Raw genomic sequence first — 26,662 nt, forward strand, 5'->3', positions numbered from 1 at the left:
CGCCTCCGCATCCCGCATGGTCTGCTCGGCCGACGCAACCTCGCTCCGCGCGTTTTCGAGCCGCGTCGCGAGATCCTGGCGCCGCTCCAGATCCCCGCGCGCCTGCTGGAGCCGGGAGAGAAGAATGCCGGCAAGGTCGATGGCGTCGCCGCCGGCCTCCAGACCGAGCGCCGTGGCGAGCCGGACGGCTTCGGCCTCGAACCGGCCGACATTTTCGCCGATCCGCTCGACGCGGTGGGTCAGTTCCTTGATCGCGTCGAGGCGGCGGCCAAGCTCCCCCAGGGCGCCCAGGGTCTCCTCGATGCCGGCGGGGGTGGCGCTGGGATCCCGTCCGAGCCGTTCGACCAGCTTTCCCCAACTCCCTTGCCACGTGCCGAGAGCCTGGGCGCAGGCGTCGGCCTGGCGTTCTGCCTCCACGACCTTGACCCGCTGCTCGACCAGACGGTCCAGGCAGCCCTGGCGCTGGAGCGCCGCTTCGGTCAGGCGTTGGGCCAGTCCATCGGCCTGCCGCAGCAGGATGCCCAATGCGGTCTGCGATGACGCGAGCGAACCGTGGGCGGACAGCGCGGCCACCAGCTGGGCATGGGCGCCGGCAAGGTCCTGCTCCATGCGCCGGGTGCTCGTCTCCAGGTCGCGGGCCGAGTCGGCGTCGCGGACCAGGGCGGCGACGCGGGCGAGCCAGGCCGACATCTCCCGCGGCGACACCGGGATCAGCCCCGCCGGGCGCCACGCCGCCGCCCAGGCCGCCTCCAGCTCGCCACGGGCCCTGTCGCAGGCCGAGACCTCGTGGGCGGCGGAGGTAAGGCGCCGGATGGTATCCTGGTGGCGCGAGGTGAACTGGACATAGTTGGCGACCCGATGGGCCTCCGCCTCCTTGCGGTCGACCAGATCGTCGGCGGCACGGATGGTCTGCTCGAACAGCCCCGGCAGGTCGTGGGTCGAATCGAACAGCTCGGCCTCGTCGGTGGACAAGGGCGGCGGGTCACGGTCGATGAAGGTCCGGCGAACGACGCGCCAGCCGGTATCGCGACGGCGGCGGGCTTCCGCGATGGCCTCCGCCGTCGGGATCTCGCTGGTTCCCTTGAGTGCCGCCAGTTCCGCATCGAGCTGGCTGAGCTGCGTCCGCAACTCCTCGGCCTTCTCCCGCGCCCGCGTCGAGCGCGCTTCGAGGTCGGCGAATTCCTTCTCGAACCGGGTGACGGTGCTGTCGTCCGGCACCTTGGCCTGGAGCAGGCCGTCGAGCGAGCCCTGCCACAGGGGCAGGCTCGCGACCTGGGCGGCGATCCGCTCCTTGAGGCGGCCAAGCCGGGCCTGTCCCTCGGCGAGGGTCTGTTCCAGGGTTCCGCGCGCCTTCACCTCGGCGATGGCGGCATTCAGGACGGCGGCGTCGGCGGGCGTGCCGATGGCTTCCAGCTGGGCCTCCAGCCGGGCCGCCTCGACCCTGCTTTTGGCGAGCTGGTCGGCAGCCGCGTCGGACCGGGCGCGCAGCCTGCCCTCCTCCGCGATGAGGGCGCGGACATCGGCAAGGACGGACTTGGGAGGGATCGCTTCCGCCGCCCGTTCGACCGGCAGGGACGAGCCGAGCCGCCTCAGCAGGTCGGCCGCCTGGTCGCGCAGCTGGCGCAACTCGCTCTCGCGCTTGGGCAGGTCGGCGCGCTGGTCGCGGATCGCTCCCCGCTGCTCGTGCAGGGCCTCGATCCCGGGACCGCTCGCCAGGACGGCCTCTGGGACGGTGAGGCCGTCCAGCTCCTCTGCCAGCTTGGCGGCGACGGCGCCGCAGCGTTCCACGTCGCGGGACGCCTCGTCGCGCTGCCGCAACGCGGCCTGCCGCCGATCGGCCGCGTCCTCCGCCAGCACAAGGGCGTCGGCCAGGGCGCCGAGGCAGTCCTCCAGCTCCGCGATCTGGCTGACCAGATGGCGGGTGCGGCGGATGCGCTCCGCCTTGGCGCGGGCGGACTCCAAATGGTTGAGGCGTTCCCGGCAGTCGCGGATCCTGGCCTCGGCGGCCTCGGCATCGGCCTGGACCTGGCGCCACTCGTCGCCGCTGACAGCGGCCTCGCGCAGCCGCTTGCGCGCGTCAGCGTGGCGGTCCAGCGCCTGGTAGAACGGCTTCGACGCGACGCGGCGGGAGGAGAACAGGGCGTTCGCCTCGGCATCAAGCTCGGCAAGCACCTGGGAGATGCCCATCACGCCGGCGCCCGCCCCGAACAGGCTCTGCCCGACATCGCCGCGGGCGGCCAGGATATCCTCGCCGCCCCGGCGCAGCCGGTTATGGTCGAGCCCGAACATGCCCTCGAAGAAGTCGCGATCGATCGGCCCCAGGAACGCGGCCAGGGCGGTATCGGGAAGGCTGCCCGACCCGTCCGCGTCGAGCAGGGTGTTCTGCCGGCCCTTGCGCCGCTGGAAGGCCAGCCGCCGGCCGTCCGCCGCCTCGATCTCCGCGGTCAGGCGCAGGTCGGCGTAGTCATGCTTGAAGTTGTAGGGCGAGCGCGTCTCGATCCCGAAGAACAAGTCGCTCAGCGCCCGGAGCGTGGTGGTCTTTCCCGCCTCGTTGTTGCCGCAGACGATATGGAAGTCCGGCCGCGCGCCGAGATCGATCCCGCCGTCCGTGAAATGACCGAAGCGGTCGAGGCCCAGGCGGATCAGTCTCATCGGTCGAGCTCCCGGTCGAGCAGGCGTGACAATACGATGGCCCTGGCGTCCGCGATCAGGGCGGCGGGGTCCCTCAAGGCGGCAAGCTCTTCGCCCTGGTCGTGCTGGCGGTCCAGTTCGCGCGGCATCTTGCCCATCAGCTCGTCCAGCTCGGACCGGACGGTCGCCTGAAGCTCCGGATCGGCGGCGAGGCCGTCCAGGGAGCGCAACAGGCTGCCGACCGCGTCCTGGCGCAGGCTGAGGGTGACGAGGTCGCGCATCGGCCGGGTGGCGCCGATGATCTTCTCGATCCAGACCGCGTCGGCCCCCAGGTCGAGCGCCACGGCCCGCACTTCCGCCATGAAGGAATCCTGCCGGGACAGCAGCCCGCCATGGAGGGGGGTCGCACCGGTCAGCCGCAGACGGGCGGCCAGCGGCCGGCCCTCGCACCCGTCGGCTGCCGCTTCGAGCGCCCCTCGGACCCGGGCCAGCGCGTCGCCGGGCGATTCGCAGCCGGTCAGGTCCGCCTCGACCACACCCCAGCGGAGCACGTCGACCGGGCGGTGGTCGAGCCGGGTCACATGGCCGTCCTCGACCGTGACCATCATGCAGCCCTTGGCGCCGGTCTCCCGGATATTGCGTCCCTGGAGGTTGCCGGGGAAGACGATGTACGGGTGCTCGTTCAGCACCTCGCGGGTATGGACGTGGCCCAATGCCCAGTAGTCGTAGCCGTGGCGGGCGAGGTCGGTGGGATCGCACGGCGCGTAGCCGGCATGGCCTTCGCGCCCGTCCGCCGAGGTGTGCAGCAGGCCGATGTTGAAGTGCCCCGGCACCGGCGGCTTGTACCCAGCGGCCAGGTTGTCGACCACTTCCCGCTGCTTGAAGCTCTGGCCGTGCAGGGCGACCTTCAGGCCGGGAAGCAGGTGCGTTTCCGGCTTGCGGGAGGAGAAGACCGTGACGTTCTCCGGCAGCGGCAGCTTGCGGGTGATCTGGCTTTCGGCGTCGTGGTTGCCGTGGATCAGGAAGACGGGGATGCCGGCCTGGCGCAGGCGCGCCATCTGCTGGACGAAGAACAGGCCGGTGTTGAAGTCGCGCCAGTCGCCGTCATACAGGTCGCCGGCGATCACCACGAAATCGACCGCCTCCTCCTGCGCCAGATCGACCAGCGCCTGGAAGGCGCGGCGGGTGGCGCCCCGCAGCAGATCGACCGGCGCGCCGTCGTAGGCGGCCAGCCCGACCAGCGGGCTGTCGAGATGGATATCGGCGGCGTGGATGAATTTCATGGCTGCCTCGGACCCTGCTCAATACGACAGGTAGTATCCCGAACAGCCGAAAGACGCAAGAGGTTGGGGTTCTTTGGCCGCAGATGGACGGCGATGGAATCAGATATCGTTGCCCATCGCCGTCCATCTGCGGCCAGACCTTGACTTACGCCGCCTGTTCCCCGCGTTCGTCCACCAGACTGACGATGTCGTCCATGATGGCGGTCAGGTCGTAGTCCTTGGGGGTGTAGACGCGGGCCACGCCGGCGGCCTTCAGGGTCCGCTCGTCCTCCGGCGGAATGATGCCGCCGACGACGACGGGGATCTCGCCCAGGCCCAGGCGGCGCATGCGGTCGAGGACGTCGGTCACCAGCGCCACGTGGCTGCCGGACAGGATCGACAGGCCGACGACATGGACGCCCTCCTCCAGGGCGGCGTTGACGATCTGCGCGGGGGTCAGGCGGATGCCCTCGTACACCACTTCCATGCCGGCATCGCGGGCGCGCACCGCGATCTGCTCCGCCCCGTTGGAATGGCCGTCCAGCCCCGGCTTGCCGACCAGCATCTTGATCCGACGGCCGAGCCGCTCCGAGACCTCGGTCACGCGCTCGCGCACGGTAGCCAAGCTGTCGGCGCCGCCGGTGCTGGCGGCCTTGCCGACGCCGGTCGGGGCGCGGTACTCGCCGAACACGCCGCGCAGGACGGCGGACCATTCGCCGGTGGTGACACCGGCATGGGCGCAGCGGATGCTGGGCTCCATGATGTTGCGCCCGTCGCGGGCAGCTTCGCCCAGGTCGGCCAGGGCCGCTTCGACGTCGGCCGGGTTGCGGGCGGCGCGCCAAGCTTCGAGTCGAGCGAGCTGGTCCGCCTCCGCCTGGGGATCGACGGCCAAGAAGCCGCCGTCGTCACCCGCGGTCAGCGGCGACGGCGCCGACTCGGTGAACTTGTTGACGCCGACCACGATCTGCTCGCCGGCCTCGATCGCCGCGAGGCGCCGGGTGTTCGACTCGACCAGCCGCTGCTTCATGTAGGACGACTCGACGGCGGCGATGGCGCCGCCCATGGCGTCGATCCGGGCCAGCTCGTCCAGCGCCTCGGCCATCAGCTCCTCGACCTTGGAGTCGATGACGTGGCTGCCGTTGAACAGGTCGCCGTATTCCAGCAGGTCGGTCTCGAACGCGACGATCTGCTGGAGGCGCAGGCTCCACTGCTGGTCCCACGGGCGCGGCAGGCCCAGCGCCTCGTTCCAGGCGGGAAGCTGGACCGCGCGGGCGCGGGCGTCCTTGGACAGGACGACGGCCAGCATCTCGATCAGGATGCGGTAGACATTGTTTTCCGGCTGCGGTTCGGTCAGGCCCAGGCTGTTGACCTGGACGCCATAGCGGAACCGGCGGAACTGCTGGTCCTCGATGCCGTAGCGATCGCGGGTGATCTGGTCCCACAGATAGGTGAACGCCCGCATCTTGCACAGCTCGGTGACGAACCGGATGCCGGCGTTGACGAAGAAGCTGATCCGCCCGACCACCTGGGGGAAATCCTCGGCCGGGACCTGCCCCGACGCCTTCACGGCGTCGAGCACCGCGCAGGCGGTCGCCAGCGCGAAGGCCAGCTCCTGCACCGGAGTCGCCCCCGCCTCCTGCAGGTGGTAGGAGCAGACGTTCATGGGGTTCCACTTCGGCACTTCACGGTAGGTGAAGGCGATCATGTCCGTGGTCAGCCGCATCGACGGCTCAGGCGGGAAGATGTAGGTGCCGCGGCTGAGATATTCCTTGATGATGTCGTTCTGGGTCGTCCCGGCGAGCTGCGCCCGGTCGGCGCCCTGCTGCTCCGCGGCGGCGATGTAGAGCGCCAGCAGCCACGGCGCCGTCGCGTTGATCGTCATGGAGGTGTTCATCTCGCCCAGCGGGATGCCGTCGAACAGCGTCTTCATGTCGCCGAGATGGCAGACCGGAACGCCGACCTTGCCGACCTCACCCCTGGCCAGCGGATGGTCGCTGTCGTAGCCGGTCTGGGTCGGCAGGTCGAAGGCTACGGAAAGGCCGGTCTGTCCCCGCTTCAGGTTCGTCCGGTACAGCGCATTCGAGGCGGCTGCGGTCGAATGGCCGGAATAAGTCCGGATCAGCCAGGGCTTGTCGCGATGTCCACTCATTACGGCGCTTTCCCCTTCGCACGTTTTCCAAGAACCCGGTCACCTGCCGTCCGGCCGACCGCCGCCGGCACACCATGCCACGAGAGCGTCTTATGCTGCGACAGCGAACGCATTTGCTTCAACTGGCATTTTTCTCATCCGATAGTGCTTTCGACTGATTGTTTCAGTGACCGGGTGACCGGTGAAACAATTTACCGTATTGTGCGTTGCATCGGAAGGATCATCCTGTTTAGACTGCGGAAACTCTACGATCCATAGGGTTTTAAGCTTCAGGGCGTCTCGACATCGACGCATATGCAGCGAAGTTCGATACGGCCGTATCGGGGTATCCTGCGGCAGAAAAAGGTTTTGAGGAACAAGGCATGACCGAGGCAGCGAACGTCATCACCCGCCCGGCCGGTCCGGCGGTCAAGGACCTCTACGACGTGGGCGAGATCCCGCCGCTGGGCCATGTGCCGGCGAAGATGCACGCCTGGGCGATCCGGAGGGAGCGTCACGGCGAGCCCGAGAAGGCCATGCAGCTCGAAGTCGTCGCGACTCCGGAGATCGGACAGGACGAGGTCCTGGTCATGGTCATGGCGGCCGGCGTCAACTACAACGGTATCTGGGCCGGCCTGGGCAAGCCGATCTCGCCGTTCGACGTGCACAAGGCCGAGTACCACATCGCCGGCTCCGACGCGTCGGGGATCGTCTGGGCCGTCGGCAGCAAGGTCAAACGGTTCAAGGTCGGCGACGAGGTCGTGGTCCACTGCAACCAGGACGACGGCGACGACGAGGAGTGCAACGGCGGCGACCCGATGTTCTCGACCTCCCAGCGGATCTGGGGCTACGAGACGCCGGACGGCTCCTTCGCCCAGTTCTGCCGCGTGCAGGCCCGCCAGTTGATGGCCCGGCCGAAGCACCTGACCTGGGAAGAGAGCGCCTGCTACACCCTGACGCTGGCGACCGCTTACCGCATGCTGTTCGGCCACCGCCCGCACATTCTCCGGCCGGGTCACAACGTGCTGGTCTGGGGCGCCTCGGGCGGCCTGGGCTCCATGGCGATCCAGCTGATCGCGACGGCCGGCGCCAACGCGATCGGCGTGATCTCGGACGAGACCAAGCGGGACTTCGTGCTGTCGCTCGGCGCCAAGGGCGTGCTGAACCGCAAGGACTTTGACTGCTGGGGCCAGCTGCCGGACGTGGACGACAGCGCCGCCTATGCCGAGTACATGAAGCGGGTCCGCCCCTTCGGCAAGGCGATCTGGGACATCACCGGCAAGGGCAACGACGTCGACTTCGTGTTCGAGCATCCGGGCGAGCAGACCTTCCCGGTCTCCTGCTTCGTGGTCAAGCGCGGCGGCATGGTGGTGTTCTGCGCCGGCACGTCGGGCTTCAACCTGACCTTCGACGCGCGCTTCGTGTGGATGCGCCAGAAGCGCATCCAGGGCAGCCACTTCGCCAACCTGCTCCAGGCGAGCCAGGCCAACCAGCTGGTGATCGAGCGGCGCCTGGACCCCTGCATGTCGGAGGTCTTCTCGTGGGAGGACATCCCGCGCGCCCACACCAAGATGCTCCGCAACGAGCACAAGCCGGGCAACATGGCCGTGCTGGTGAACGCGCGGACGCCCGGCCTGCGGACGCTGGAAGACGTGGCGGAGGCGTAAGGCTCCGCCGGCCGATTCCGATGCCGCCGCGGATCATCTCCGCGGCGGCATGGTTTCAGAGAGGCACCGCGTTCGCCTTCGCCACGTCGCCGTACCAGTAGTAGCTGGCCTTCGGGCGGCGCTGCATCGTCTCCCGGTCGACCTGCACCAGGCCGAAATGCTGGGTGTAGCCGTAGCCCCATTCGAAGTTGTCGAGCAGGGTCCAGACGAAATAGCCCCGCAGGTCGGCGCCGTCCCGGATCGCGCGGTGGCAGGCCAGCAGGTGGTCGCGGATGAAGAAGATCCGCGCGCCGTCCTCGGCCTTGCCGCTGGGACCTACCCAGTCGCCATAGGACGCGCCGTTCTCCGTCACATAGACCGGCGGGTTGCCGTAGCGGTCGCGGAAGTCGATGAGTTGTTCATACAGCCCGTCCGGCTCGATCGGCCAGCCCATGTCGGTGTGCTTCGTCCCATCCGGCGACGGGCCGAAATTGGTGCCGAACAGGCCGCCGGGATCGACCACCTGATGCATGCGGCTGTAATAGTTGAGTCCGAGGAAATCGATCGGCTGGCGGATCGTCTCCATATCGCCCGGCTTGACCAGCGGCTTGAAGTCGGCGATCAGGCTGTCGGGATACTCGCCCTTGAACAGCGGGTCCAGGCAGGCGCGGTTCCAGACCGCGTCCCATTGCGCCGCCGCGTGACGGTTGGAGTCGGGTCCGGGGGCCGGCTTGACCGGCTGGACGCTGAGCACGGTGCCGAGCTGCCAGTCCTTGCCGCCAGCGGCGCGCAATGCCGCGAGCGCCCTGCCCTGCGCCAGATTCTGGTGGTGGATCGCGGCGCAATAGTTGTCCCGCCCGCGCAGATCTGGAGCGTGGCCTCCGAGGCCGTGGCCGAAGATCGCGACGACCGAGGGCTCGTTCAGCATGACCCAGTGTTTGGCCCGGTCGCCGATCCGGCCGGCGACGATCAAGGCATAGTCGGCGAACCAGGACGCGATGTCGCGGTTGCCCCAGCCGCCCCGGTCCTGGAGCGCCTGGGGGAGATCCCAATGATAGAGGCACGGCCAGGGCTCGATCCCGCGCCGGAGCAGCGCGTCGGTGAGGCGGTCGTAGAAGACCAGGCCCTTGGCGTTCGCCGGGCCGGTGCCGGTCGGCTGAACGCGCGGCCAGGCGACGGAGAAGCGGTAGGCTTTGAGCCCCGCGTCGGCCATCAGTGCTACGTCCTCCAGGTACCGGTTGTAATGGTCGGCCGCGACGTCGCCGGTGTCGCCGTTCAGCACCTTGCCCGGCGTGCGGCTGAAGGTGTCCCAGACGCTGAGGCCACGGCCGTCGGCGTCGGCGGCCCCCTCGATCTGGTAGGAAGAGGTCGAGGTTCCCCAGACGAAGCCGTCGGGGAATCTTACGAATTGCTGAGCCATGGCCGACCTCGTGAGGGGGGCCAGCGCGGCCCCCGCCGCAACCCCCAGGAACTCCCGGCGACCAAGAGTTACACCCGCACCCTCTTTCGCGAACATTGCTTGGCAGCCTCTCGGATCGTTCCATTGTTTCATTGACGCAGTGCACACCATCCCGCATTTTGCAGGATAACACGCAGCCCGGCCTGCATTTAGTACACGGAGCCCATTATGACCAGCGTCGCCGTCAAGCTCGATCCCGCCTCGTCCGCCGCCTTGCTGCTCGACGATCTGCTGCCGCTTTGCGCCGAGGCCCTGCCCGCCGCGGAACGGCTGGTGGAGAGTGCGCGGGCGTCGGTGCTGGGGATCGTGACCAGCCCCGGCGGCAAGATCGACGCCGACCTGCTGGAGGCGAACCAGACCGCGGCGCACGGCTATGCCTGGATGGCAACCTATGTCGAGGGCCTGCGCCAGATGCTCGGCTGGGCGACCCGCCTGGACGCCGCCGGCGAGCTGGGAGAACTGGAGGCACTGATGCTCCAGGCGGCCTTCGGCGAGTATCTGGCGCAGCTGGTCGGCGGCGTGCCGCTGAGCCAGGTGGAGATCGTCCGCCCCGGCGACCTGGGCGTGCCCGCCGGAGCGCTCGCCGAGTACCGGACCGACGCCGTCGCGACCCTGATCGACCACGGCGCCGCGGCGCCGGTGCGGCTGCGAATCGCGGAGCTGGTCGCCGACCACCATACCTTCGGCAAGCTGGCGCTGGAGGACGAGACGCTGGACATGGTGCGCGACCAGTTCAGCCGATTCGCGGCCGACATGGTCGTGCCCCACGCCCACGGCTGGCACGAGCGCGACGAGCTGATCCCGCTGGAAGTGGTCGAGCAGATGGCCGAGCTGGGCGTGTTCGGCCTGACCGTGCCGGAGGAGTTCGGCGGCCTGGGCATGGGCAAGACCGCCATGTGCGTGGTGTCCGAAGTGCTGAGCCAGGCCTATATCGGCGTCGGCTCGCTGGGCACCCGGTCGGAGATCGCGGCCGAGCTGATCCGCCTGGGCGGCACCCAGGAGCAGAAAGAGAAATGGCTGCCCAAGCTGGCGAGCGGCGAGATCCTGCCGACCGCCGTCTTCACGGAGCCGAACACCGGGTCGGACCTGGGATCGCTCCGCACCCGCGCGGTGCGCGAGGGCGACACCTATAAGGTGATGGGCAACAAGACCTGGATCACCCACGCCGCCCGCAGCGACCTTATGACGCTGCTGGTCCGCACCGACCCCAACACCACCGACTACCGCGGCCTGTCGATGCTGCTGGCGGAGAAGCCGCGCGGCACCGTCGAGGATCCGTTCCCAGCCGAGGGCATGACCGGCGGCGAGATCGAGGTGCTGGGCTACCGCGGCATGAAGGAGTACGAGATCGGCTTCGACGGCTTCGAGGTCCCGGCCGAGAACCTGCTGGGCGGCGTCGAGGGCCAGGGCTTCAAGCAGCTGATGGAAACCTTCGAGAGCGCCCGCATCCAGACCGCAGCGCGCGCCACCGGCGTCGCGCAGAACGCCATGGAGCTGGGGCTCCAGTACGCCACCGACCGGGTGCAGTTCGGCAAGCCGCTGATCAAGTTCCCCCGGGTCGCCGCCAAGATCGGCTGGATGGCGGTCGAGACCATGCTGGTCCGGCAGCTGACATACTTCGCCGCGCGCGAGAAGGACCAGGACCGCCGCTGCGACATCGAGGCCGGCATGGCGAAGCTGCTGGCCGCCCGCGTCGCCTGGTCCAACGCCGACAACGCCCTGCAGATCCACGGCGGCAACGGCTATGCGACCGAATACCAGATCAGCCGCGTGCTGTGCGACGCCCGCATCCTGAACATTTTCGAGGGTGCCGCGGAGATCCAGGCGCAGGTGATCGCGCGCGGCCTGCTCGGCCGGCGGAACTGACGGACGGAACGGCGGCACGGCCGAAACGGGGCTGTGCGGCGGGACGGCGGCACACTATATCCAGGGGATGAGCGGAATTCTGACATTTCTCCTGGTCGTGGCGATGCTCGCCGTCCTTGGCGCGCTGTTCGTCGGTCTGTTCGCCATGGTCCGTGGCGGCGAGTTCAACGACAAGTACGGCAACCGCATGATGCGGCTGCGCGTGATCCTCCAGGGGGTCGCCCTGGTGCTTTTCGTCCTCGCCGTCATTGCTTCCTCGGCCTGAGCCCGCGCGAAGCAAGACAAGAACAACCGATACCAGGAGGGCACCCCGCATGGTGCAGCTGACGCGGATCTATACCCGGGGCGGCGACAAGGGAGAAACCTCGCTCGGCGACGGCAAGCGCGTCGCCAAGCACGACCTGCGCGTCGCGTCCTACGGCACGGTCGATGAAGTGAACAGCGTGATCGGCCTGGCACGCCTGTCCACCGCGGCCGATCCCGGGATCGACGCCATGCTGTCGCGGATCCAGAACGACCTGTTCGACCTGGGCGCCGACCTGTGCACGCCCGAGCAGGACAACCCGCCCTACCCGCCGCTCCGCATCGCCGATGCGCAGGTGGAGCGCCTGGAGCGCGAAATCGACGCCATGAACGCGGAGCTCAGCCCGCTCAAGAGTTTCGTCCTGCCCGGCGGAACCCCCGCCGCGGCCCACCTGCATCTCGCCCGCACCGTGGCGCGGCGGGCCGAGCGGCTGATGACGGAACTGGCCGGGCACGAGCCCGTGGGCGGGCCGGCGCTGAGATTCATCAACCGGCTGTCGGATCATCTGTTCGTCCTCAGCCGTTATGTGAACGACAAAGGCGCGCTCGACGTGCTGTGGGTGCCCGGCGCCAACCGCTGATAGGCCCTGGAGGCCGGCGCCGCCGTGTCATGCTTCGGCCATGCCTTCAGATTGACACGGTTGATGCCAAATCCTATGGTTCGCCACCGCTCGCGGTGTATTTTGTGCACTGCGGTCATGCCGTCGCGCGGGCATGAGCCACTGTCGTGTACCGATAACTAAGGATTTGAAATGAAAGTCCTCGTCCCGGTTAAGCGGGTGGTCGACTACAACGTGAAGATCCGCGTCAAAGCGGACGGCTCGGGAGTCGAGACTGCCAACGTTAAGATGTCGATGAACCCGTTTGATGAAATCGCGGTTGAAGAAGCGGTTCGTCTCAAGGAATCGAAGGCGGCGACCGAAGTGATCGCCGTCAGCCTGGGTGTCCAAGCCTGCCAGGAAACCCTGCGCACCGCGCTCGCGATGGGGGCCGACCGGGCCGTCCATGTGCTGACCGATGCCGACCTGCAGCCGCTGGCCGTCGCCAAGGCGCTCAAGGCCGTGGTCGAGAAGGAACAGCCGCAGCTCGTCATCATGGGCAAGCAGGCGATCGACGACGACGCCAACCAGACCGGCCAGATGCTGGCCGCCCTGCTCGGCTGGGCCCAGGGGACCTTCGCGTCCAAGGTGGTGCCCGGCGGCGAGACCGTGACCGTGACCCGCGAAGTGGACGGCGGCCTGGAGACGGTCGAGCTGAAGCTGCCGGCCGTGGTGACGACCGACCTGCGCCTCAACGAGCCGCGCTACGCGTCGCTGCCGAACATCATGAAGGCGAAGAAGAAGCCGATCGAGACGGTTTCGCCGGCCGATCTCGGCGTCGATCCCGCACCCCGCCTGAAGACCCTGAAGGTCGTCGAGCCGCCCAAGCGCTCCGCCGGCATCAAGGTCAAGACGGTGCAGGAACTGGTCGACAAGCTGAAGAACGAAGCCAAGGTGATCTGATATGAGCGTCCTCGTCATCGCGGAAAACGCCGAAGGCGCGATCAAGCCCGCCACCCTGAACACCGTCACCGCCGCCGCCAAGCTGGGCGGCGACGTCCATGTCCTGGTCGCAGGCGCCAACGCCAAGGGCGCCGCCGAAGCGGCGGCCCGGATCGCGGGCGTGTCGAAGGTGCTGGTCGCCGACGCCGAGCCCTACGCCCACGGGCTGGCCGAGAACGTCGCCCCGCTGATCGTCGATCTGGCCAAGGGTTACAGCCACGTGCTGGCCCCGGCGACCAGCTTCGGCAAGAACGTCATGCCGCGGGTCGCAGCCCTGCTCGACGTGGCCCAGATCTCGGAGATCGTGGGCGTCCACGACGCCGACACGTTCGACCGGCCGATCTATGCCGGCAATGCCATCGCCACCGTCCAGTCGTCCGACCCGATCAAGATCATCACCGTGCGCGGCACGGCCTTCGACGCGGCGGCCGCCGAGGGCGGCAGCGCCACGGTCGAGGATGCGGCGACCGGTGCGGATGCCGGCCTGTCCAAGTTCGTCGGACAGGAGCTGTCCAAGTCGGAGCGGCCGGAGCTGACCAGCGCCAAGGCCATCGTGTCGGGCGGCCGGGGCATGCAGTCCGGCGAGAACTTCCATATGCTGGAGACACTGGCCGACAAGCTGGGCGCCGCGGTCGGCGCGAGCCGTGCGGCGGTGGACGCCGGCTATGTCCCCAACGACTACCAGGTCGGTCAGACCGGCAAGATCGTGGCACCCGAGCTCTACATTGCGGTCGGCATTTCCGGTGCGATCCAGCACCTGGCCGGGATGAAGGACTCCAAGGTCATCGTGGCCATAAATAAAGATGAGGAAGCGCCGATTTTCCAGGTCGCCGATTACGGCCTCGTGGGGGACCTGTTCAAGGTCGTTCCCGAGCTGACGGAGGAACTGGACAAGGTGCGATAACCCCTTCCTCCAACGTCGCCGCAAGGAACATAAATGATTCAGAAGATCGGTGTCATCGGGGCCGGGCAGATGGGTGCGGGTATCGCCCATGTCTGCGCAGTGTCAGGCTTCGACGTCAAGCTGTCCGATATCAGTGCCGATGCGCTGAACAAGGCGGTGAAAAATATCGACAGGAACCTGGAACGTCAGGTCGCCAAGGGCAAGGTGAGCGAGGCCGACCGGCACACGGCCATCGAGCGCATCACCACCGGCACCGATCTGGCGATGTTCGGGGACTGCGACCTCGTCATCGAGGCGGCGACGGAAGCCGAGGAAGTCAAACGGGAAATCTTCAAGCGTCTGGTCCCCAACCTGAAGGCCGACGCGCTGATCGCGAGCAACACATCGTCGATCTCGATCACGCGGCTGGCCGCGGTGACCGACCGGCCGGCCAAGTTCATGGGCATGCATTTCATGAACCCGGTGCCGGTGATGCAGCTCGTGGAGCTGATCCGCGGCATCGCGACCGACGAGGAGACGTTCCAGGCGGTCAGGGACCTGACGCTGAAGCTGGGCAAGAAGGCCGCCGTGGCGGAAGACTTCCCGGCCTTCATCGTCAACCGCATCCTGCTGCCGATGATCAACGAGGCCGTCTACACCCTCTACGAGGGCGTCGGCTCGGTCGAGGCGATCGACACCGCGCTGAAGCTGGGCGCCAACCACCCGATGGGTCCGCTGGAGCTGGCGGACTTCATCGGCCTGGATACCTGCCTGGCGATCATGCACGTGCTCTATGACGGCCTCGCCGACAGCAAGTACCGGCCCTGCCCGCTGCTGGTGAAGTATGTCGAGGCCGGCTGGGTCGGGCGCAAGGCTGGCCGCGGCTTCTACGACTACAGCAAGGAAGTGCCGGTTCCGACGCGCTGAGCGCCGATCTCTATTCACGGCAGACCGACAAGGGACCCGCTGACCGGCGGGTCCCTTGATTTTTGTCAGAGGTCGCCGGTCAGGATATCGATAGCGGTCCTGACGGCGAGCCTGTGATCGGCGAGGCTTGCCACGACAGGCCCGATTTCCGCGGTCGAGATGCCGGCGATCTACGGCGTCATCATGACGACCGGTTCATCCAGGATCTCGAACACGGGCATCAGACGGGCTATCACCGTCCCGACAGCGCCGACCCGGACCAGAGGCACGACGACCCCGGACCGTTGAACCTGGACGAAGTCGCTTTGACCGACCAACACGTCAGAAAAGCCGCCTTCCGGCGTTGAAATTTCCGTGCGCTTCGACGAACCTGTCATAGTCCCCGAAGGCTTGGCGGTTCTCCGCGATCCAGCATTTCCGTCGGGCCGCCGCGACCGCGTTCTCCAGCGCCTCTTCGAAGACTTCGGACAGGTCGATGCCGAGTGACTTGGCTTCCGCGACCAACTCGGCCCGAGCCGAGACATTGGTTGTCTTCCGCAATGCCGTTCCCCGCGCCATGTTCAACCTTACCAAGGTACTGCGCACAGATCATGCGCATGAAGCGCGTTCTGTCAAAGCACCTGCCTTTCCTTCCGGAAGCATGCCGCCATGTTCCTGTGACGGAAAGGCTTTCCATTCAGGGACCATCCCGTAACGGCGAGGGAGCATGAATGTCGTTCAGCGATGAAGAGAAGGCGAAGATCCGCACCGAGTACCGCGACGCCGTCAATATGACGCAGAAAGAACTGGAGCGCTGGCTGGAAACGGAGGAAAGCAAGGGTGTCGGCTTTACCCGCGACGGCGAGGACGAATCGGTCGGCCACCACTCCGGCCGCCGCATCGTGGAGATCGCCGGCACGAAGCAGGGCGACCTGACGGACGACGATCATGCCCACATGAGAAAGGTCGTGGCCTATGTCCATCGGCACTGCGCGCAGGGTCCGTCCCATGACGTGGAGACGTCCCGCTGGCGCTACAGCCTGATGAACTGGGGCCACGACCCCCTCAGGAAGAGCGGCTGAGAACCTTTAGGAATGCGCGGCCACACCGGGAGCCGCCTGGACGGCGACCCGGTTGCCGCGTGCCGTCTGCTCGATCGCGTCGGCGACCTCGTCGGGTACCGCATAGTGGACCATGTGGCCGGCCCCTGGAACAAGGTGGAGGTCGCTGCCGGGGATAGTCTCGTGCAGCCAGACCGCGTGGGTCTCGTGGTCGACCACCAGGTCCTCGGTACCGGCGAAGATCGTCACCGGAATGCGCAGGTCGCGGACGCGCTCCTCCATCCCGTACACGGCCGGCACCATGGTCACCGCATCCTGCGATTCGGCCCGGATCTGCCCCGGACGGACGGGAAAGACTCGGGGGAATTCGCGGTTGAAAAGCTCGGGCACCGGCAGCGGGGCGAACATTCCCTTCAAGGTCGGCGTCATCAGCGCCGATCCCACGAGAGGCGACAGGGTATAGCGCAGCACGTCGCCGAAAACGGGCACGGCGGGTGCGGCGACCAGCGGCACGTCGGCCCGGACGGTCGGCTGGTAGTAGCCCGCCAGCAGGACAAGACCGCTCACCATGTCCGGGTGGCTCAGCGCGAGTTCCAGGGCGACGAGCGTGCCCCAGGAATGGCCGACCACGACGGCATGGTCGATGCCGAGTTGGGCGAGGGCATCGCGCAGCAGGTCCGCCTGCTCCCGCGCCGTCCACATCGACCCGTGCGGCCGGTCGCTGTAGCCGAAGCCCGGACGGTCGATGGCGATGACCCGGTGACGCGCTGCCAATCGGTGGAACACGCCGCTCCAGACATAGTCCTCGGCGGTGACGACGTTGCCGTGGAGCAGGACGACCGGCGTGCCCTCGCCCCGCTCGATATAGTGGAGGCGCACACCGTCGACGTTCACGAAATGTCCGGAAGGGGGATGCTCGCGCTCCGCCTTGCGCGTCCGCCATGTGTTGTAGAGCGCCGCGGCGGCCAGGGCCGCCGCCGACGCGGCGAGGATCGTTCCGGTTCGCGAAGCCCGGGGTGGTCGATAGCCGTACACTGAATCCTCCGGAATGGTCCGTGGCCGCGGGGCATCGCATGCACCGCGGCATTCATGATTCAGGGAACCGGGTGGCCTGGGGAATGTTCCGGGGTCACCCGCCGGTCTTCATCATCCTGGGCGGCCGCACGCCCTCGTCGATGTAGTGACGGAGCAGCCCGACGGCCTCCTCGCTGTCCCACTCCGCATCGCCTTCAAGACGGCCGAGCTCGAAACCGTCCCGATCGATCACAAGGGTGGTCGGCAGGCCGCGGGGTTTCAGCGTGCCCATGGCGGCGCTCTGGGGGTCCAGGTACATGGACAGGTTCCGGATGCCGACGCGGTCGAAGAACGGCTGGACCATGTTCCTGCCGCCCCGGTCGAGGGACAGGGCCACCACCTCGAAATCCTCCCCGCCCAGCTTGCCTTGCAGGGCGTCCAGGGACGGCATCTCCCGCACGCAGGGGGCGCACCATGTCGCCCAGAGGTTCAGCAGGACGACCTTGCCCTTGAAGTCGGACAGATCGCCGCGGGCGCCGTCCGCAGTGATGAAGCTCAGCTCCGGCACCGGCCGGGGCTGGTCCGCCGGCTTGAACTTTTTCATGGTGCCTTCGAGCGGCGGACGGGCCGCGTTCGCCTGCCCCGCGTCGCTCGCGACCCACCATCCGGCGGCGCAGACGATGCCGAGCATTGCGGCGGCGATTAAATTACGCATACTGACCACCTTTTTCATATCCCGTCCCGTAGCTTCCCTGGCCCCGAACAAACCGCATCCCATGACCGACCAAGCAACACCCAAAAACGCCGGCAGCGCCGCCAACCAGCTTTGGGGCGGACGCTTCGCAAGCGGACCGTCCTCGATCATGGAACGCATCAACGTGTCGATCGGATTCGATCAGCGTCTGGCGGTCCAGGACATCGCGGGCTCCAAGGCCCATGCCGCCATGCTGGCCCGGCAGGGCATCATCGGCAAGGACGATGCGTCCAGGATCATCGAAGGCCTGGACCGCATCGCCAATGAGATTGCCGACGGCGGCTTCACGTTCAAGACCGAACTGGAAGACATCCACATGAACGTGGAGGCGCGGCTCGCCGAACTGATCGGCGAGCCGGCCGGCCGGCTGCACACCGCGCGGTCCCGCAACGACCAGGTGGCGACAGACTTCCGCCTGTGGGTGCGCGACGCGCTGGACCGGCTCGACGCCGGGCTGAAGGACCTGCAGTCGGCCATGATCGACCTTGCGGAACGGCACACCGACACGGTGATGCCAGGGTTCACCCACCTGCAGACGGCCCAGCCGGTGACCTTCGGGCACCATCTGCTGGCCTATGTGGAGATGCTGGGCCGCGACCGGGGCCGCATGCGCGATGCCCGCGCGCGGCTGAACGAGTGCCCGCTGGGATCGGCGGCGCTGGCCGGCACGTCCTTCCCGATCGACCGCCACGGCGTGGCGGAGGCGCTGGGCTTCGACCGGCCCACGGCCAATTCGCTGGACGCCGTGTCCGACCGGGATTTCGCGCTGGAATATCTCGGCGCCGCGGCGATCTGCGCGGTCCACCTCTCGCGCCTCGCGGAGGAGATCGTGGTCTGGTGCAGCGACGCCTTCCGCTTCGTCCGGCTGACCGACGCCTTCACCACCGGCAGCTCGATCATGCCGCAGAAGAAGAACCCGGACGCGGCGGAACTGGTCCGCGCCAAGTCGGGCCGCGTTATCGGCGCGCTGGGCGGGCTGCTGATCGTCATGAAGGGTCTGCCCCTGGCCTATTCCAAGGACATGCAGGAAGACAAGGAACCGGTGTTCGAGACCGACGACACGCTCGGGCTGTGCGTCGCCGCGATGGCCGGCATGGTCCGCGACATGACTCCGGACGCCGGCCGGATGCGGGCGGCGACCGAGGCCGGCTTCATCACCGCGACCGACCTCGCGGACTGGCTGGTGCGGGTGCTGGGGCTGCCGTTCCGCCAAGCCCACCACGTGACCGGACGGATCGTCAAGCTGGCGGAGGACAGGAATGCCAAGCTGGCCGATCTCAGCCTCGCCGACCTGCAATCGGTCGAGCCGCGCATCACCCAGGCCGTCTTCGACGTGCTGACCGTGGACGCCTCGGTCGCCAGCCGGACCAGCTTCGGCGGCACCGCGCCGGAGACCGTGCGCAAGGCGGTGACCGCGGCCCGGGAGCGCTTCCTGTGAGCCGGCCCGCGTTGCTCCGCCTGGCGGCGGCCGGCCTCGCCGTCCTGGCATTGGCCGGCTGCGGCAAGAAGCCCGGCTATGTCGAGCCGCCCCAGGGCCGCGCCGCCGACCGGTTTCCCGGCACCTATCCCAATCCCGCCCTCGATCCGCAGCCGCTGCCGCAGCCCCAGCGGCAGGCCCCGGCCCCGACGCCCACCCAGCCGACCACGCCATGAACCCTTATTTCACCTATCGCGACGGCGTGCTGCATGCCGAGGACGTGGCGCTGCCCGCCCTCGCGGCGGAAGTCGGCACGCCTTTCTACTGCTATTCCTCGGCGGCGCTCGAAGCGAACTACCGCGCCTTCGCCACGGCCTTCGAAGGCACCGACACCGGCATCTGCTACGCCCTGAAGGCGAACTCCAACCTCGCCGTGATCCGCACACTGGCCAGGATGGGCGCCGGCGCCGATGTGGTATCGGAAGGCGAGATGCGCAGGGCGCTGGCCGGCGGCGTGCCGGCGGACCGGATCGTCTTCTCCGGCGTCGGCAAGACGCGCGGCGAGATGCGGGCCGCCCTCGAGGCCGGCATCTTCCAGCTCAACGTCGAGTCCATTCCCGAGCTGGAGGCCCTGAGCGAGGTCGCGGCCTCGATGGGCCGGACCGCCTCGATCGCGATCCGGGTCAACCCAGACGTGGACGCCCGGACCCATGCCAAGATCGCGACAGGCAAGAAGGAGAACAAGTTCGGCATCGACATCGACCATGCGCGCGAGATCTATGCCCGCGCCGCCGCGCTGCCGGGAATTGCCCCCGTCGCCGTCGCGGTGCATATCGGGTCGCAGCTGACCAGCCTGGAGCCCTTCCGCGCCGCCTTCGAGCGGGTCGTGGAGCTGGTCCATGCGCTGCGCGCCGACGGGCACGACATCAAGCGCCTGGACCTTGGCGGAGGCTTGGGCATCCTGTACCGGGACGAGGAGGTTCCGGCCGTCGGCGCCTATGCCGGGATGGTCCGGAGCATCACCGGCAACCTGGGCTGCCACGTGACGCTGGAGCCCGGACGGGCGCTGGTCGGCAACGCCGGCATCCTGGTGACCCGGGTGATCTTCCGGAAGACCGGGCTGCACCGCGAGTTCCTGATCGTCGACGCGGCGATGAACGACCTGATCCGCCCCTCGCTTTACGATGCCTGGCACACCATCCTTCCTGTGGTCGAACCGTCATCCGACGCGCCGCGATCGCCGATCGACGTGGTCGGGCCGGTCTGCGAGTCGGGGGATACTTTCGCGGTGCAGCGGGTCCTGCCACATTTGGACCAAGAAGATCTGGTGGCATTCCTGTCGGCGGGAGCCTACGGCGCGGTGATGTCGTCGAGCTACAACACCCGCCCGCTGATCCCCGAGGTGCTGGTTTCGGGGGGCGACCAAGCGGTGGTCCGCCGGCGGCCGACCATCGATGAGATGCTGGCGGCGGAACAGGTGCCGGCTTGGCTTGATCCCTGACGGGACACCGGCAGGCAGCGCACTATTGGGGGGAAGCGGTATGAACGGGACCGACGATCGCACGCAGAGCCCCACCCGGCGCAAAAGCGCCGCGGGCGAACCGACGTTCCGGCTCGGACTGGCGCGGGGCGCCCTGGCCTGGGAGCAGCTTTGGCCGGCCCTTTGGCCGGCGGCGGGTGTCGCCGGGCTGTTCATCGCCGTCGCCCTTTTCAACGTGCTGCCCGCGCTGGGCGGCTGGCTGCACGCGCTGGTGCTCCTGCTGTTCGCCGCGGCCTTCGCCGCCGCCCTGTTCGTCGGCGCGAGACGGATCAGGCTGCCCGACGACTCCGCCGCGCTGCGCCGGCTGGAGCGGGACAGCGGCCTGACCCACCGGCCGCTGGCCGCCGTCCGCGACAACCTCGCCAGCGGCTCCGACCCGGCGAGCGTCGAACTGTGGCGGCTCTACCAGGAACGCGCCCGGCAGCGCATGAAGTCGCTGCGGGTCAGGCTGCCCCACCCCAACCTTGCGGCCCGCGACCCCTGGGCCCTGCGGGCGGCCGTCGGCCTGATCCTGTTCGTCGCGGCGTTCGGAACCTGGGGCGACTGGCGGCCGCGCCTCGCCGCCGCGCTGACCCCCCATCTGGACGGATCGGCCGGAACCGCGCAGGCCATGCTGGACGTCTGGGTGACCCCGCCGGACTATACCGGCCTGCCGCCGATCTTCCTGCGGCCCGCCCCGCCCGCACCGGCGGCGCAGCAGGCTTCGGGAAACGCCGGGGAACCCGCCCCGCAGGCCGGGCCGGTCCAGGTACCGACCGGCAGCGTAGTCCTGGCCCGGGTGACCGGCGGCACCGGCGTCCCGGCGCTCAACGCCAACGGGACCAGTTCGGCATTCGAGCAGATCGACCAGTCCAGCTATCAGGCCAGCCAGCCTGTCACCACCGGCGGCACGATCGAGGTCCAGCAGGACGGCAGGTCGTTGGGGTCATGGCCGATCGCCGTCATTCCCGACACCGCCCCGATCGTGGCGCTGCCCGCGCCGCCGGCCGCGGGCGAGCGCGGCGCGATGCGTCTGGAATACGAGGCGCGCGACGATTACGGCATCGCCGCCGTCCAGGGCACCGTCCGGCTGAACGGCGACGGCGCCGAGCCGGGACTGGACCGGACGCCCATCGAGCTTCAGCTTCCACTGCCCGGCGTGCGGCCCAAGGTGGCCCGCAGCACCAGCTTCCACGACCTGACGCCCCATCCCTGGGCCGGCCTGCCGGTCACCCTGCGCGTCTCCGCGACCGACGGGGCGGGACAGACCGGCACGACCGAGGACGTGGCCCTGGTACTGCCTGAGCGGGAGTTCCTCAACCCGGTCGCCCGGGCGATCATCGAGGAGCGCAAGAAGCTGACCCTGCGGCCCGAATCCAGCCGCGAGGAAGTGGCGCGCGGCCTCGGCATCATCTCGGCCCGGCCTTTCCAGTTCCGCGACGACGTCGTCGTGTTCCTGTCGCTCCGCTCGGCCGTGGCCCGCCTGTACCTGGACGAGACCCCTGACGCCGTTCCAGCCATCCAGAAGCTGCTGTGGGACACCGCGTTGCGGGTCGAGGACGGCATGCTGTCGATCGCCGAGCGCAACCTGCGCGATGCAGAGCAGCGGCTGATGGACGCCCTGGACAGGGAAGCTCCCGACGAGGAGCTTCAGCGCCTGATGGACGAGTTGCAGCAGGCGATGAACGAATTCCTGGATGCCATGGAGGAGCAGATGCGTCAGGCGATGGAACGGGGCGAACAGCCGCCCCAGATCCCGCCGGAGATGCAGGCCCAGACCATGGACCGCCAGGATCTCCAGCAGATGCTGGACCAGATGCGCCAGATGGCCGAGACCGGCTCCCGCGAGGCCGCGCGCGAGATGCTCTCCCAGCTCCAGCAGATGCTGGAGAACCTGCGCAACGGCACCATGGCCCAGATGCAGCAGAACCAGCAGAACCAGGCCGGGCAGATGATGCAGCAGCTTCAGGACCTCGCCCAGCGCCAGCGGGAGCTGCTCGACCAGAGCTTCCGCGAATCCCAGCAGGGGCAGGAAGGACAGGAAGGACAGGAGGGCCAACAGGGTCAGCAGGGACAACAAGGGCAGCAGGGCCAGATGCCCAGCCGGCAGCAGCGCCCCGGCCAGCGCGGCCAGCAGGGGCAGCAGGGACAACAGGGTCAGCAGGGCCAGGGCTCGGCCAGCGCCGCCCAGCAGGAGGCGTTGCGGCGCGAACTGGGCGAGCTGATGCGCCAGCTGGGCGAGATGGGCGGGGAGATCCCGCGGCCCCTCGGCCGGGCCGAGCGCGCCATGCGGGAAGCCGGACAGGCGCTTGAGCAGGGCATGCCCGGCGCCGCCGTCCCGCCGCAGACCCAGGCGCTGGACGAGCTTCAGCAGGGGCTGCAGTCCATGGCGGAGCAGATGGCCCAGCAGATGATGATGGGCCAGCAGCCGGGCCAGATGCCCGGCCAGCAGCAGATGCAGCAGTCGAACCGCGGCCGCGACCCGCTCGGTCGTCCCCTGCCCGGCTTCGGCCGCGCGGACACCAACGACGTGCGGATCCCCGAGCAGTCCGACCTGCAGCGCGCCCGGGAGATCCTGGACGAACTCCGCCGCCGCGCCGGCGAGTTCAACCGCCCGCAGCTGGAGCTTGACTATATCGACCGCCTGCTTCGGCGTTTCTAAAGTGGTGCCCGGTCAGGTTAATCCGGCCGGGACAGCCCAACGCATCGCGGCACGTTGAACGGCCGGCTCAGCCCCTGCCGCCGAGCCCAAGCGCGGCGCGGGCGGCGGCGCAGATCTCCTGAAGGCTGAAGGGCTTGGGAAGCACCGCGTGTATCAGGGCTTCCAGGTTGCGGGCGCGGGTGTGCTCCGCCGGATAGCCCGTGATCAGGAGGATCCTTATCCCCGGCCGGCGCTTCGCGGCGCTGAGCGCCAGCGAGATGCCGTCCACGACCGGCATGACGATGTCGGCGACCAGCAGGTCGTAAGGCTCGGTGTTCAGCGCCTGGAGGGCTTGCTGGCCGTCCTCCACATCCGTCACGGCGAAGCCCGCATGGCGGAGCGCGCGGGTGACGAAGGCGCGCACGGCGGGATCGTCCTCGGCGACAATGACCCGGTAGGCTGGGTTTCCCGGAACTTCACTCATCGACTGCTGAACCCGCCGCTGCCCTGAACGATTCAGCCTCCAGTTAGCCACGGGGACAGGTGCCGGTCCACGACGCCGGCGAAGGACAGGGTTCCGCGCCCGGAGTAGTTCAGCCGCCGGCGCCCTGTTGGAAGGTGATGGCGATTTCGGCGATCACGCCGGGCGGCTCGCGCATCTCGCTCTGGAAGGTCGCGATTTCGCCGGGAAGCAGCGTCTCGTGCGAGGCGGTGAAGCTCCAGTCGCCGACCGGCGTCTTGTCCGGCCCCAGCGTCACCGCGCGGAGCGGCGGCACCGGTCGCTCCCGGTCGGAAATGTTGGCGATCTGCCCTTCGATCACGAGGATCGTAATGCCGTCCTCGACCCGCTTCTCCGACCGGACGTTCTGGAGCTGGAGGCCGGCACCCAGCGCCTCGACCGGCAGGCCGATGGTCTCGAACAGCAGCGCGGAGGGAGGCCAGACCTCCGCGATCTCCTGCCGCATGAACAATCCGCCGGCCAGCAGCAACACGACCGCCGCCGCAGCGGAGACGATCAGCGGGGTTTTCGACCTGGGTTTCTGCGGCACGGGCTTGCGGATCGCCGGCAGGTTGGACCCGGCCGGGATCGGCTTGACCTCGATCTCCTCCGGCGGGGGCGCCAGATCGACGGGCTTGGGCATGTCCACCGGCGGACGCTGCATCCAGCTGTGGCCGCACTTGGCGCAACGCACCATGCGCCCATCCCTGCCCAGGGTGGCGGGATCGACCAGGTAACGGGTAGAACAGGCCGGGCAGGTGAGAATCATAAAAGCTATGAAGAAATCGTGGAATCGCAGGATGTCTTATAGAAACTAAGGAGGTATTAAGCAAGTCGGGGGCTTGCTTCATATGCCGAAGCGCCGCTGGTATAGACGCCTCCGGGCGCGCCGTGCGATGCTGCCCGCCGTCCAGGGTTGCGAAGGTGAGAGGATTTGATTCGTTTTGAGAATGTCGGCATGCGCTACGGCAATGGGCCGGAAGTGCTGCGGGACGTCAGCTTCACGTTGGAACCCGGGACGTTCCATTTCCTGACCGGCGCCAGCGGCGCCGGCAAGTCCTCGCTGCTGCGCCTGATGTATCTGGCGCACCGGCCTTCGCGCGGGCTGATCACCATGTTCGGCCACGATATCGCGTCGCTGAAGCGGGGAGAGCTGCCGCCGCTGCGCCGCCGCATCGGCGTGGTCTTCCAGAATTTCCGGCTGCTCGACCACCTCTCGGCGCTCGACAACGTGGCATTGCCACTGCGGGTCGCCGGGGCGCGCGAGTCCCAGGTGCGGGAGCATGTGGCGGAGCTTCTGAGCTGGGTCGGCCTGGGCGACCACCTGAACGACAAGCCGGCCACCCTGTCGGGCGGCCAGCAGCAACGGGTCGCCATCGCGCGGGCGGTCATCACGCGGCCCAGCCTGTTGCTCGCCGACGAGCCGACCGGCAACGTCGACGACAGGATCGGCATGCGCCTGCTCCATCTGTTCGAGGAACTGAACAAGCTCGGCACGACCATCGTGATCGCCACGCATAACGAGATGATGATAGAACGGTTCGGCTACGCCCGCATGGTGCTCGACAAGGGCATGCTCCAGCATCTGCCGCGGGGCGGCGGCGCAACCCGGATCGCCTGATGTTCCGCACCCACTACGATCTGCCGCTTCAACGCGACGTGACGGGAAGATTCCTGCCCTGGATCATCGCCCTGATGGTCTATCTGGCGATCCTGGCCATGGCGGGGTCCATGGTGCTGTCCGACATGGCGCAACGCTGGGACCGCGGCCTCGCCGGAACCCTGACCGTCCAGGTCCCGCCGCTGCCCGAGGGAACGCCGACCCTGGATGAACGCGTCCAATCCGCGTTGGGAGTGCTTCGCGCCACCCCGGGGATCGCGAGGGCCGAGGCCCTGCCCCGCCAGGACCTCCAGGGCCTGCTGGAGCCGTGGCTGGGCACCGGCGCGCTGAACGCCGACCTGCCGGTACCCGCCATGATCGACGTGGCCCTGGCCGGCGGCAGGATCGACATGAACGGCCTCGCCCAGCGGCTCCGCGCGGCGGTACCCGGATCCCAGCTGGACGACCATGCGGCATGGCTCAAGGACCTGCTGGCGATCGCCCGGGCGGTCGAGGCGTTGGCCCTGGGTATCCTGGCGCTGGTCGGCGGCGCCGCGGTCGCGACGGTGATCTTCGTCTCCCGCGCGGGGCTCGCGATCCATGGGCAGGTGGTCGAGCTGCTGCATGTCATGGGAGCGCCGGACCGCTATGTCGCCCGGCAGTTCCAGAGCCACGTGCTGGGGCTCGCGATACGCGGCGGCGTCATCGGGACGGTGCTGGCGGCGGCGACCCTGATCGCCCTGAAGCGCGCCGGAGGGGAGTATGCGGCCGGCCTGATGCCCGACATGGCGCTGGACCAGCTTCAGCTGGCGTCGCTGGCCGCCGTCCCGGCGATCGCGGCCGTCCTGGCGGCGGTGACGGCCCGCATCACCGTCATGCGCGCCCTGGCGCGAATGCCGTGATCCTGGCGCAGCGCGTCGCGCGCGTGCTGCTGCCGCCGGCCGCGTTGCTGGGTCTGGCCCTGGCCTGCTGGTTCGGCGGGCTTGTCTGGTTCGCCCAGACCATCCCGAGGGAAGACGGCTGGGCCGACCGGGCGACCGACGCCATCGTCGTGCTGACCGGCGGCAGCGAGCGGATCAGCACGGGGGTCCAGCTCCTGTCACGCGGCCTGGGGCGGACCCTGTTCGTGTCCGGGGTTCACCAGGGCGTCGACCTGAGGGAGATGCTGCGGGCAGCCAAGGTGGAGCCGAGCACCCTGGAATGCTGCATCGTGCTGGGGTACGAGGCCGGGGATACGGTCGGCAACGCGGCTGAGACGGCGGCCTGGATGCAGAGCCGGCATTACGACTCACTGCGCTTGGTGACCTCGAACTACCATATGCGGCGCAGCCTCCTGGAGTTCGGCATAGCGATGCCGCAGGTCGATGTGGTACCGCACCCCGTCGCCCCCGATGCGGTCAAGCTGGCCGATTGGTGGCGCTGGCCGGGAACGCTGGCGCTGATCGTCAACGAATACAACAAATACCTTTACGCCCTGGCGCGCTACTCGCTGCTGGCCTGACGCCGCGCCCTGGGCAGGAAATGATCGGATC

Annotated in this window: 25 protein-coding genes (1 of these 25 cut by a window edge); 15 read left to right on the forward strand and 10 right to left on the reverse strand. The window is 68.4% G+C overall.

Features of this window, described 5'->3' with window-relative positions:
• The 3 genes from JL100_RS16500 to JL100_RS16510 all read right to left on the reverse strand — a co-directional run.
• Nucleotides 1-2,652 carry the 5' portion of an ATP-binding protein gene (locus JL100_RS16500; RefSeq protein ID WP_202678534.1) on the reverse strand. 873 nt of this gene lie to the left of the window's left edge, so the window shows 2,652 of its 3,525 coding nt (coding positions 1-2,652); its start codon is at nucleotides 2,650-2,652; its stop codon lies off the left edge, out of view.
• A complete protein-coding gene (locus tag JL100_RS16505) occupies nucleotides 2,649-3,914 on the reverse strand; it encodes a metallophosphoesterase family protein (protein WP_202678535.1) in 1,266 nt (421 codons plus the stop codon). Before JL100_RS16505 ends, JL100_RS16500 begins: the two co-directional genes overlap by 4 nt.
• Nucleotides 3,915-4,059: 145 nt before the next feature.
• Nucleotides 4,060-6,042 carry a protein meaA gene (locus JL100_RS16510; protein WP_202678536.1) on the reverse strand — a complete coding sequence of 661 codons (1,983 nt, stop codon included), beginning with the start codon at nucleotides 6,040-6,042 and terminating at the stop codon, nucleotides 4,060-4,062.
• 362 nt (nucleotides 6,043-6,404) lie between these two features.
• Here JL100_RS16510 and ccrA point away from each other — a divergent pair, with 362 nt between their 5' ends.
• On the forward strand, nucleotides 6,405-7,688 hold the full coding sequence (ccrA, locus tag JL100_RS16515) for a crotonyl-CoA carboxylase/reductase (RefSeq protein WP_202678537.1): 1,284 nt from the start codon (nucleotides 6,405-6,407) through the stop codon (nucleotides 7,686-7,688).
• 55 nt (nucleotides 7,689-7,743) lie between these two features.
• Here the strand turns inward: ccrA and JL100_RS16520 are convergent, their stop codons facing one another.
• Nucleotides 7,744-9,087, reverse strand: coding sequence for a GH1 family beta-glucosidase (locus JL100_RS16520; protein ID WP_228420754.1), 1,344 nt, complete (start codon nucleotides 9,085-9,087; stop codon nucleotides 7,744-7,746).
• 207 nt (nucleotides 9,088-9,294) lie between these two features.
• Between JL100_RS16520 and JL100_RS16525 the strand changes: the two genes are divergently transcribed.
• From JL100_RS16525 to JL100_RS16550, 6 genes are all read left to right on the forward strand, one after another.
• On the forward strand, nucleotides 9,295-10,992 hold the full coding sequence (locus JL100_RS16525) for an acyl-CoA dehydrogenase family protein (RefSeq protein WP_202678539.1): 1,698 nt from the start codon (nucleotides 9,295-9,297) through the stop codon (nucleotides 10,990-10,992).
• 67 nt (nucleotides 10,993-11,059) lie between these two features.
• A complete protein-coding gene (locus tag JL100_RS16530; RefSeq protein WP_201079742.1) occupies nucleotides 11,060-11,257 on the forward strand; it encodes a twin transmembrane helix small protein in 198 nt (65 codons plus the stop codon).
• 49 nt (nucleotides 11,258-11,306) lie between these two features.
• Nucleotides 11,307-11,876, forward strand: a complete 570-nt coding sequence (locus tag JL100_RS16535; protein ID WP_202678540.1) for a cob(I)yrinic acid a,c-diamide adenosyltransferase — start codon at nucleotides 11,307-11,309, stop codon at nucleotides 11,874-11,876.
• A 171-nt stretch (nucleotides 11,877-12,047) separates the two neighbouring features.
• Nucleotides 12,048-12,797, forward strand: coding sequence for an electron transfer flavoprotein subunit beta/FixA family protein (locus JL100_RS16540; RefSeq protein ID WP_158045950.1), 750 nt, complete (start codon nucleotides 12,048-12,050; stop codon nucleotides 12,795-12,797).
• Between the two features lies 1 nt (nucleotide 12,798).
• Entirely contained in the window at nucleotides 12,799-13,740 is a 942-nt protein-coding gene (locus JL100_RS16545; protein ID WP_202678541.1) for an electron transfer flavoprotein subunit alpha/FixB family protein, read from the forward strand.
• Nucleotides 13,741-13,773: 33 nt separating this feature from the next.
• Nucleotides 13,774-14,646, forward strand: a complete 873-nt coding sequence (locus tag JL100_RS16550) for a 3-hydroxybutyryl-CoA dehydrogenase (protein WP_202678542.1) — start codon at nucleotides 13,774-13,776, stop codon at nucleotides 14,644-14,646.
• 170 nt (nucleotides 14,647-14,816) lie between these two features.
• Here the strand turns inward: JL100_RS16550 and JL100_RS16555 are convergent, their stop codons facing one another.
• Both JL100_RS16555 and JL100_RS16560 read right to left on the reverse strand, forming a co-directional pair.
• Nucleotides 14,817-14,966: a CcdB family protein gene (locus JL100_RS16555; protein WP_202678543.1), complete on the reverse strand. Its 150-nt coding sequence runs from the start codon at nucleotides 14,964-14,966 to the stop codon at nucleotides 14,817-14,819.
• A 1-nt stretch (nucleotide 14,967) separates the two neighbouring features.
• The gene (locus JL100_RS16560) at nucleotides 14,968-15,186 is read right to left on the reverse strand and encodes a type II toxin-antitoxin system CcdA family antitoxin (protein ID WP_202678544.1); all 219 of its coding nucleotides are present in this window, start codon (nucleotides 15,184-15,186) and stop codon (nucleotides 14,968-14,970) included.
• Between the two features lie 170 nt (nucleotides 15,187-15,356).
• Between JL100_RS16560 and JL100_RS16565 the strand changes: the two genes are divergently transcribed.
• Entirely contained in the window at nucleotides 15,357-15,707 is a 351-nt protein-coding gene (locus JL100_RS16565) for a DUF3140 domain-containing protein (protein ID WP_202678545.1), read from the forward strand.
• A gap of 6 nt (nucleotides 15,708-15,713) precedes the next feature.
• Here the strand turns inward: JL100_RS16565 and JL100_RS16570 are convergent, their stop codons facing one another.
• Nucleotides 15,714-16,721: an alpha/beta fold hydrolase gene (locus tag JL100_RS16570; protein WP_228420755.1), complete on the reverse strand. Its 1,008-nt coding sequence runs from the start codon at nucleotides 16,719-16,721 to the stop codon at nucleotides 15,714-15,716.
• A 94-nt stretch (nucleotides 16,722-16,815) separates the two neighbouring features.
• Nucleotides 16,816-17,415, reverse strand: a complete 600-nt coding sequence (locus tag JL100_RS16575) for a TlpA family protein disulfide reductase (RefSeq protein WP_202678546.1) — start codon at nucleotides 17,413-17,415, stop codon at nucleotides 16,816-16,818.
• A 61-nt stretch (nucleotides 17,416-17,476) separates the two neighbouring features.
• Here JL100_RS16575 and argH point away from each other — a divergent pair, with 61 nt between their 5' ends.
• From argH to JL100_RS16595, 4 genes are read left to right on the forward strand one after another with little or no spacing between them, the layout of a single operon-like run.
• The gene (gene argH, locus JL100_RS16580; RefSeq protein WP_202678547.1) at nucleotides 17,477-18,892 is read left to right on the forward strand and encodes an argininosuccinate lyase; all 1,416 of its coding nucleotides are present in this window, start codon (nucleotides 17,477-17,479) and stop codon (nucleotides 18,890-18,892) included.
• The gene (locus JL100_RS16585; protein ID WP_202678548.1) at nucleotides 18,889-19,107 is read left to right on the forward strand and encodes a hypothetical protein; all 219 of its coding nucleotides are present in this window, start codon (nucleotides 18,889-18,891) and stop codon (nucleotides 19,105-19,107) included. The genes argH and JL100_RS16585 overlap by 4 nt, the downstream gene beginning before the upstream one ends.
• Nucleotides 19,104-20,372 carry a diaminopimelate decarboxylase gene (gene lysA, locus JL100_RS16590; protein ID WP_202678549.1) on the forward strand — a complete coding sequence of 423 codons (1,269 nt, stop codon included), beginning with the start codon at nucleotides 19,104-19,106 and terminating at the stop codon, nucleotides 20,370-20,372. The genes JL100_RS16585 and lysA overlap by 4 nt, the downstream gene beginning before the upstream one ends.
• Before the next feature lie 40 nt (nucleotides 20,373-20,412).
• On the forward strand, nucleotides 20,413-23,052 hold the full coding sequence (locus JL100_RS16595) for a TIGR02302 family protein (protein WP_202678550.1): 2,640 nt from the start codon (nucleotides 20,413-20,415) through the stop codon (nucleotides 23,050-23,052).
• 67 nt (nucleotides 23,053-23,119) lie between these two features.
• On the opposite strand, the gene JL100_RS16600 is transcribed toward JL100_RS16595, so the two are convergent.
• Both JL100_RS16600 and JL100_RS16605 read right to left on the reverse strand, forming a co-directional pair.
• Nucleotides 23,120-23,515 (reverse strand): response regulator, encoded by a 396-nt coding sequence (locus JL100_RS16600; protein ID WP_202678551.1) that lies wholly within the window; start codon nucleotides 23,513-23,515, stop codon nucleotides 23,120-23,122.
• A 109-nt stretch (nucleotides 23,516-23,624) separates the two neighbouring features.
• Complete coding sequence (locus tag JL100_RS16605; protein ID WP_202678552.1) at nucleotides 23,625-24,299, reverse strand: MJ0042-type zinc finger domain-containing protein; 675 nt, start codon at nucleotides 24,297-24,299, stop codon at nucleotides 23,625-23,627.
• Between the two features lie 189 nt (nucleotides 24,300-24,488).
• Between JL100_RS16605 and ftsE the strand changes: the two genes are divergently transcribed.
• Genes ftsE through JL100_RS16620 form a run of 3 tightly spaced genes read left to right on the forward strand, consistent with a single transcriptional unit; the run spans nucleotide 24,489 to nucleotide 26,631 of the window.
• Nucleotides 24,489-25,151, forward strand: coding sequence for a cell division ATP-binding protein FtsE (gene ftsE, locus JL100_RS16610; protein ID WP_246148206.1), 663 nt, complete (start codon nucleotides 24,489-24,491; stop codon nucleotides 25,149-25,151).
• Complete coding sequence (locus tag JL100_RS16615) at nucleotides 25,151-26,032, forward strand: cell division protein FtsX (RefSeq protein ID WP_202678553.1); 882 nt, start codon at nucleotides 25,151-25,153, stop codon at nucleotides 26,030-26,032. Before ftsE ends, JL100_RS16615 begins: the two co-directional genes overlap by 1 nt.
• The gene (locus JL100_RS16620; RefSeq protein WP_228420756.1) at nucleotides 26,029-26,631 is read left to right on the forward strand and encodes a YdcF family protein; all 603 of its coding nucleotides are present in this window, start codon (nucleotides 26,029-26,031) and stop codon (nucleotides 26,629-26,631) included. Before JL100_RS16615 ends, JL100_RS16620 begins: the two co-directional genes overlap by 4 nt.
• The last annotated feature ends 31 nt before the right edge of the window (nucleotides 26,632-26,662 follow it).

The organism is Skermanella mucosa, assembly GCF_016765655.2.
In the GTDB taxonomy this organism is placed as follows: Bacteria; Pseudomonadota; Alphaproteobacteria; order Azospirillales; family Azospirillaceae; genus Skermanella; species Skermanella mucosa.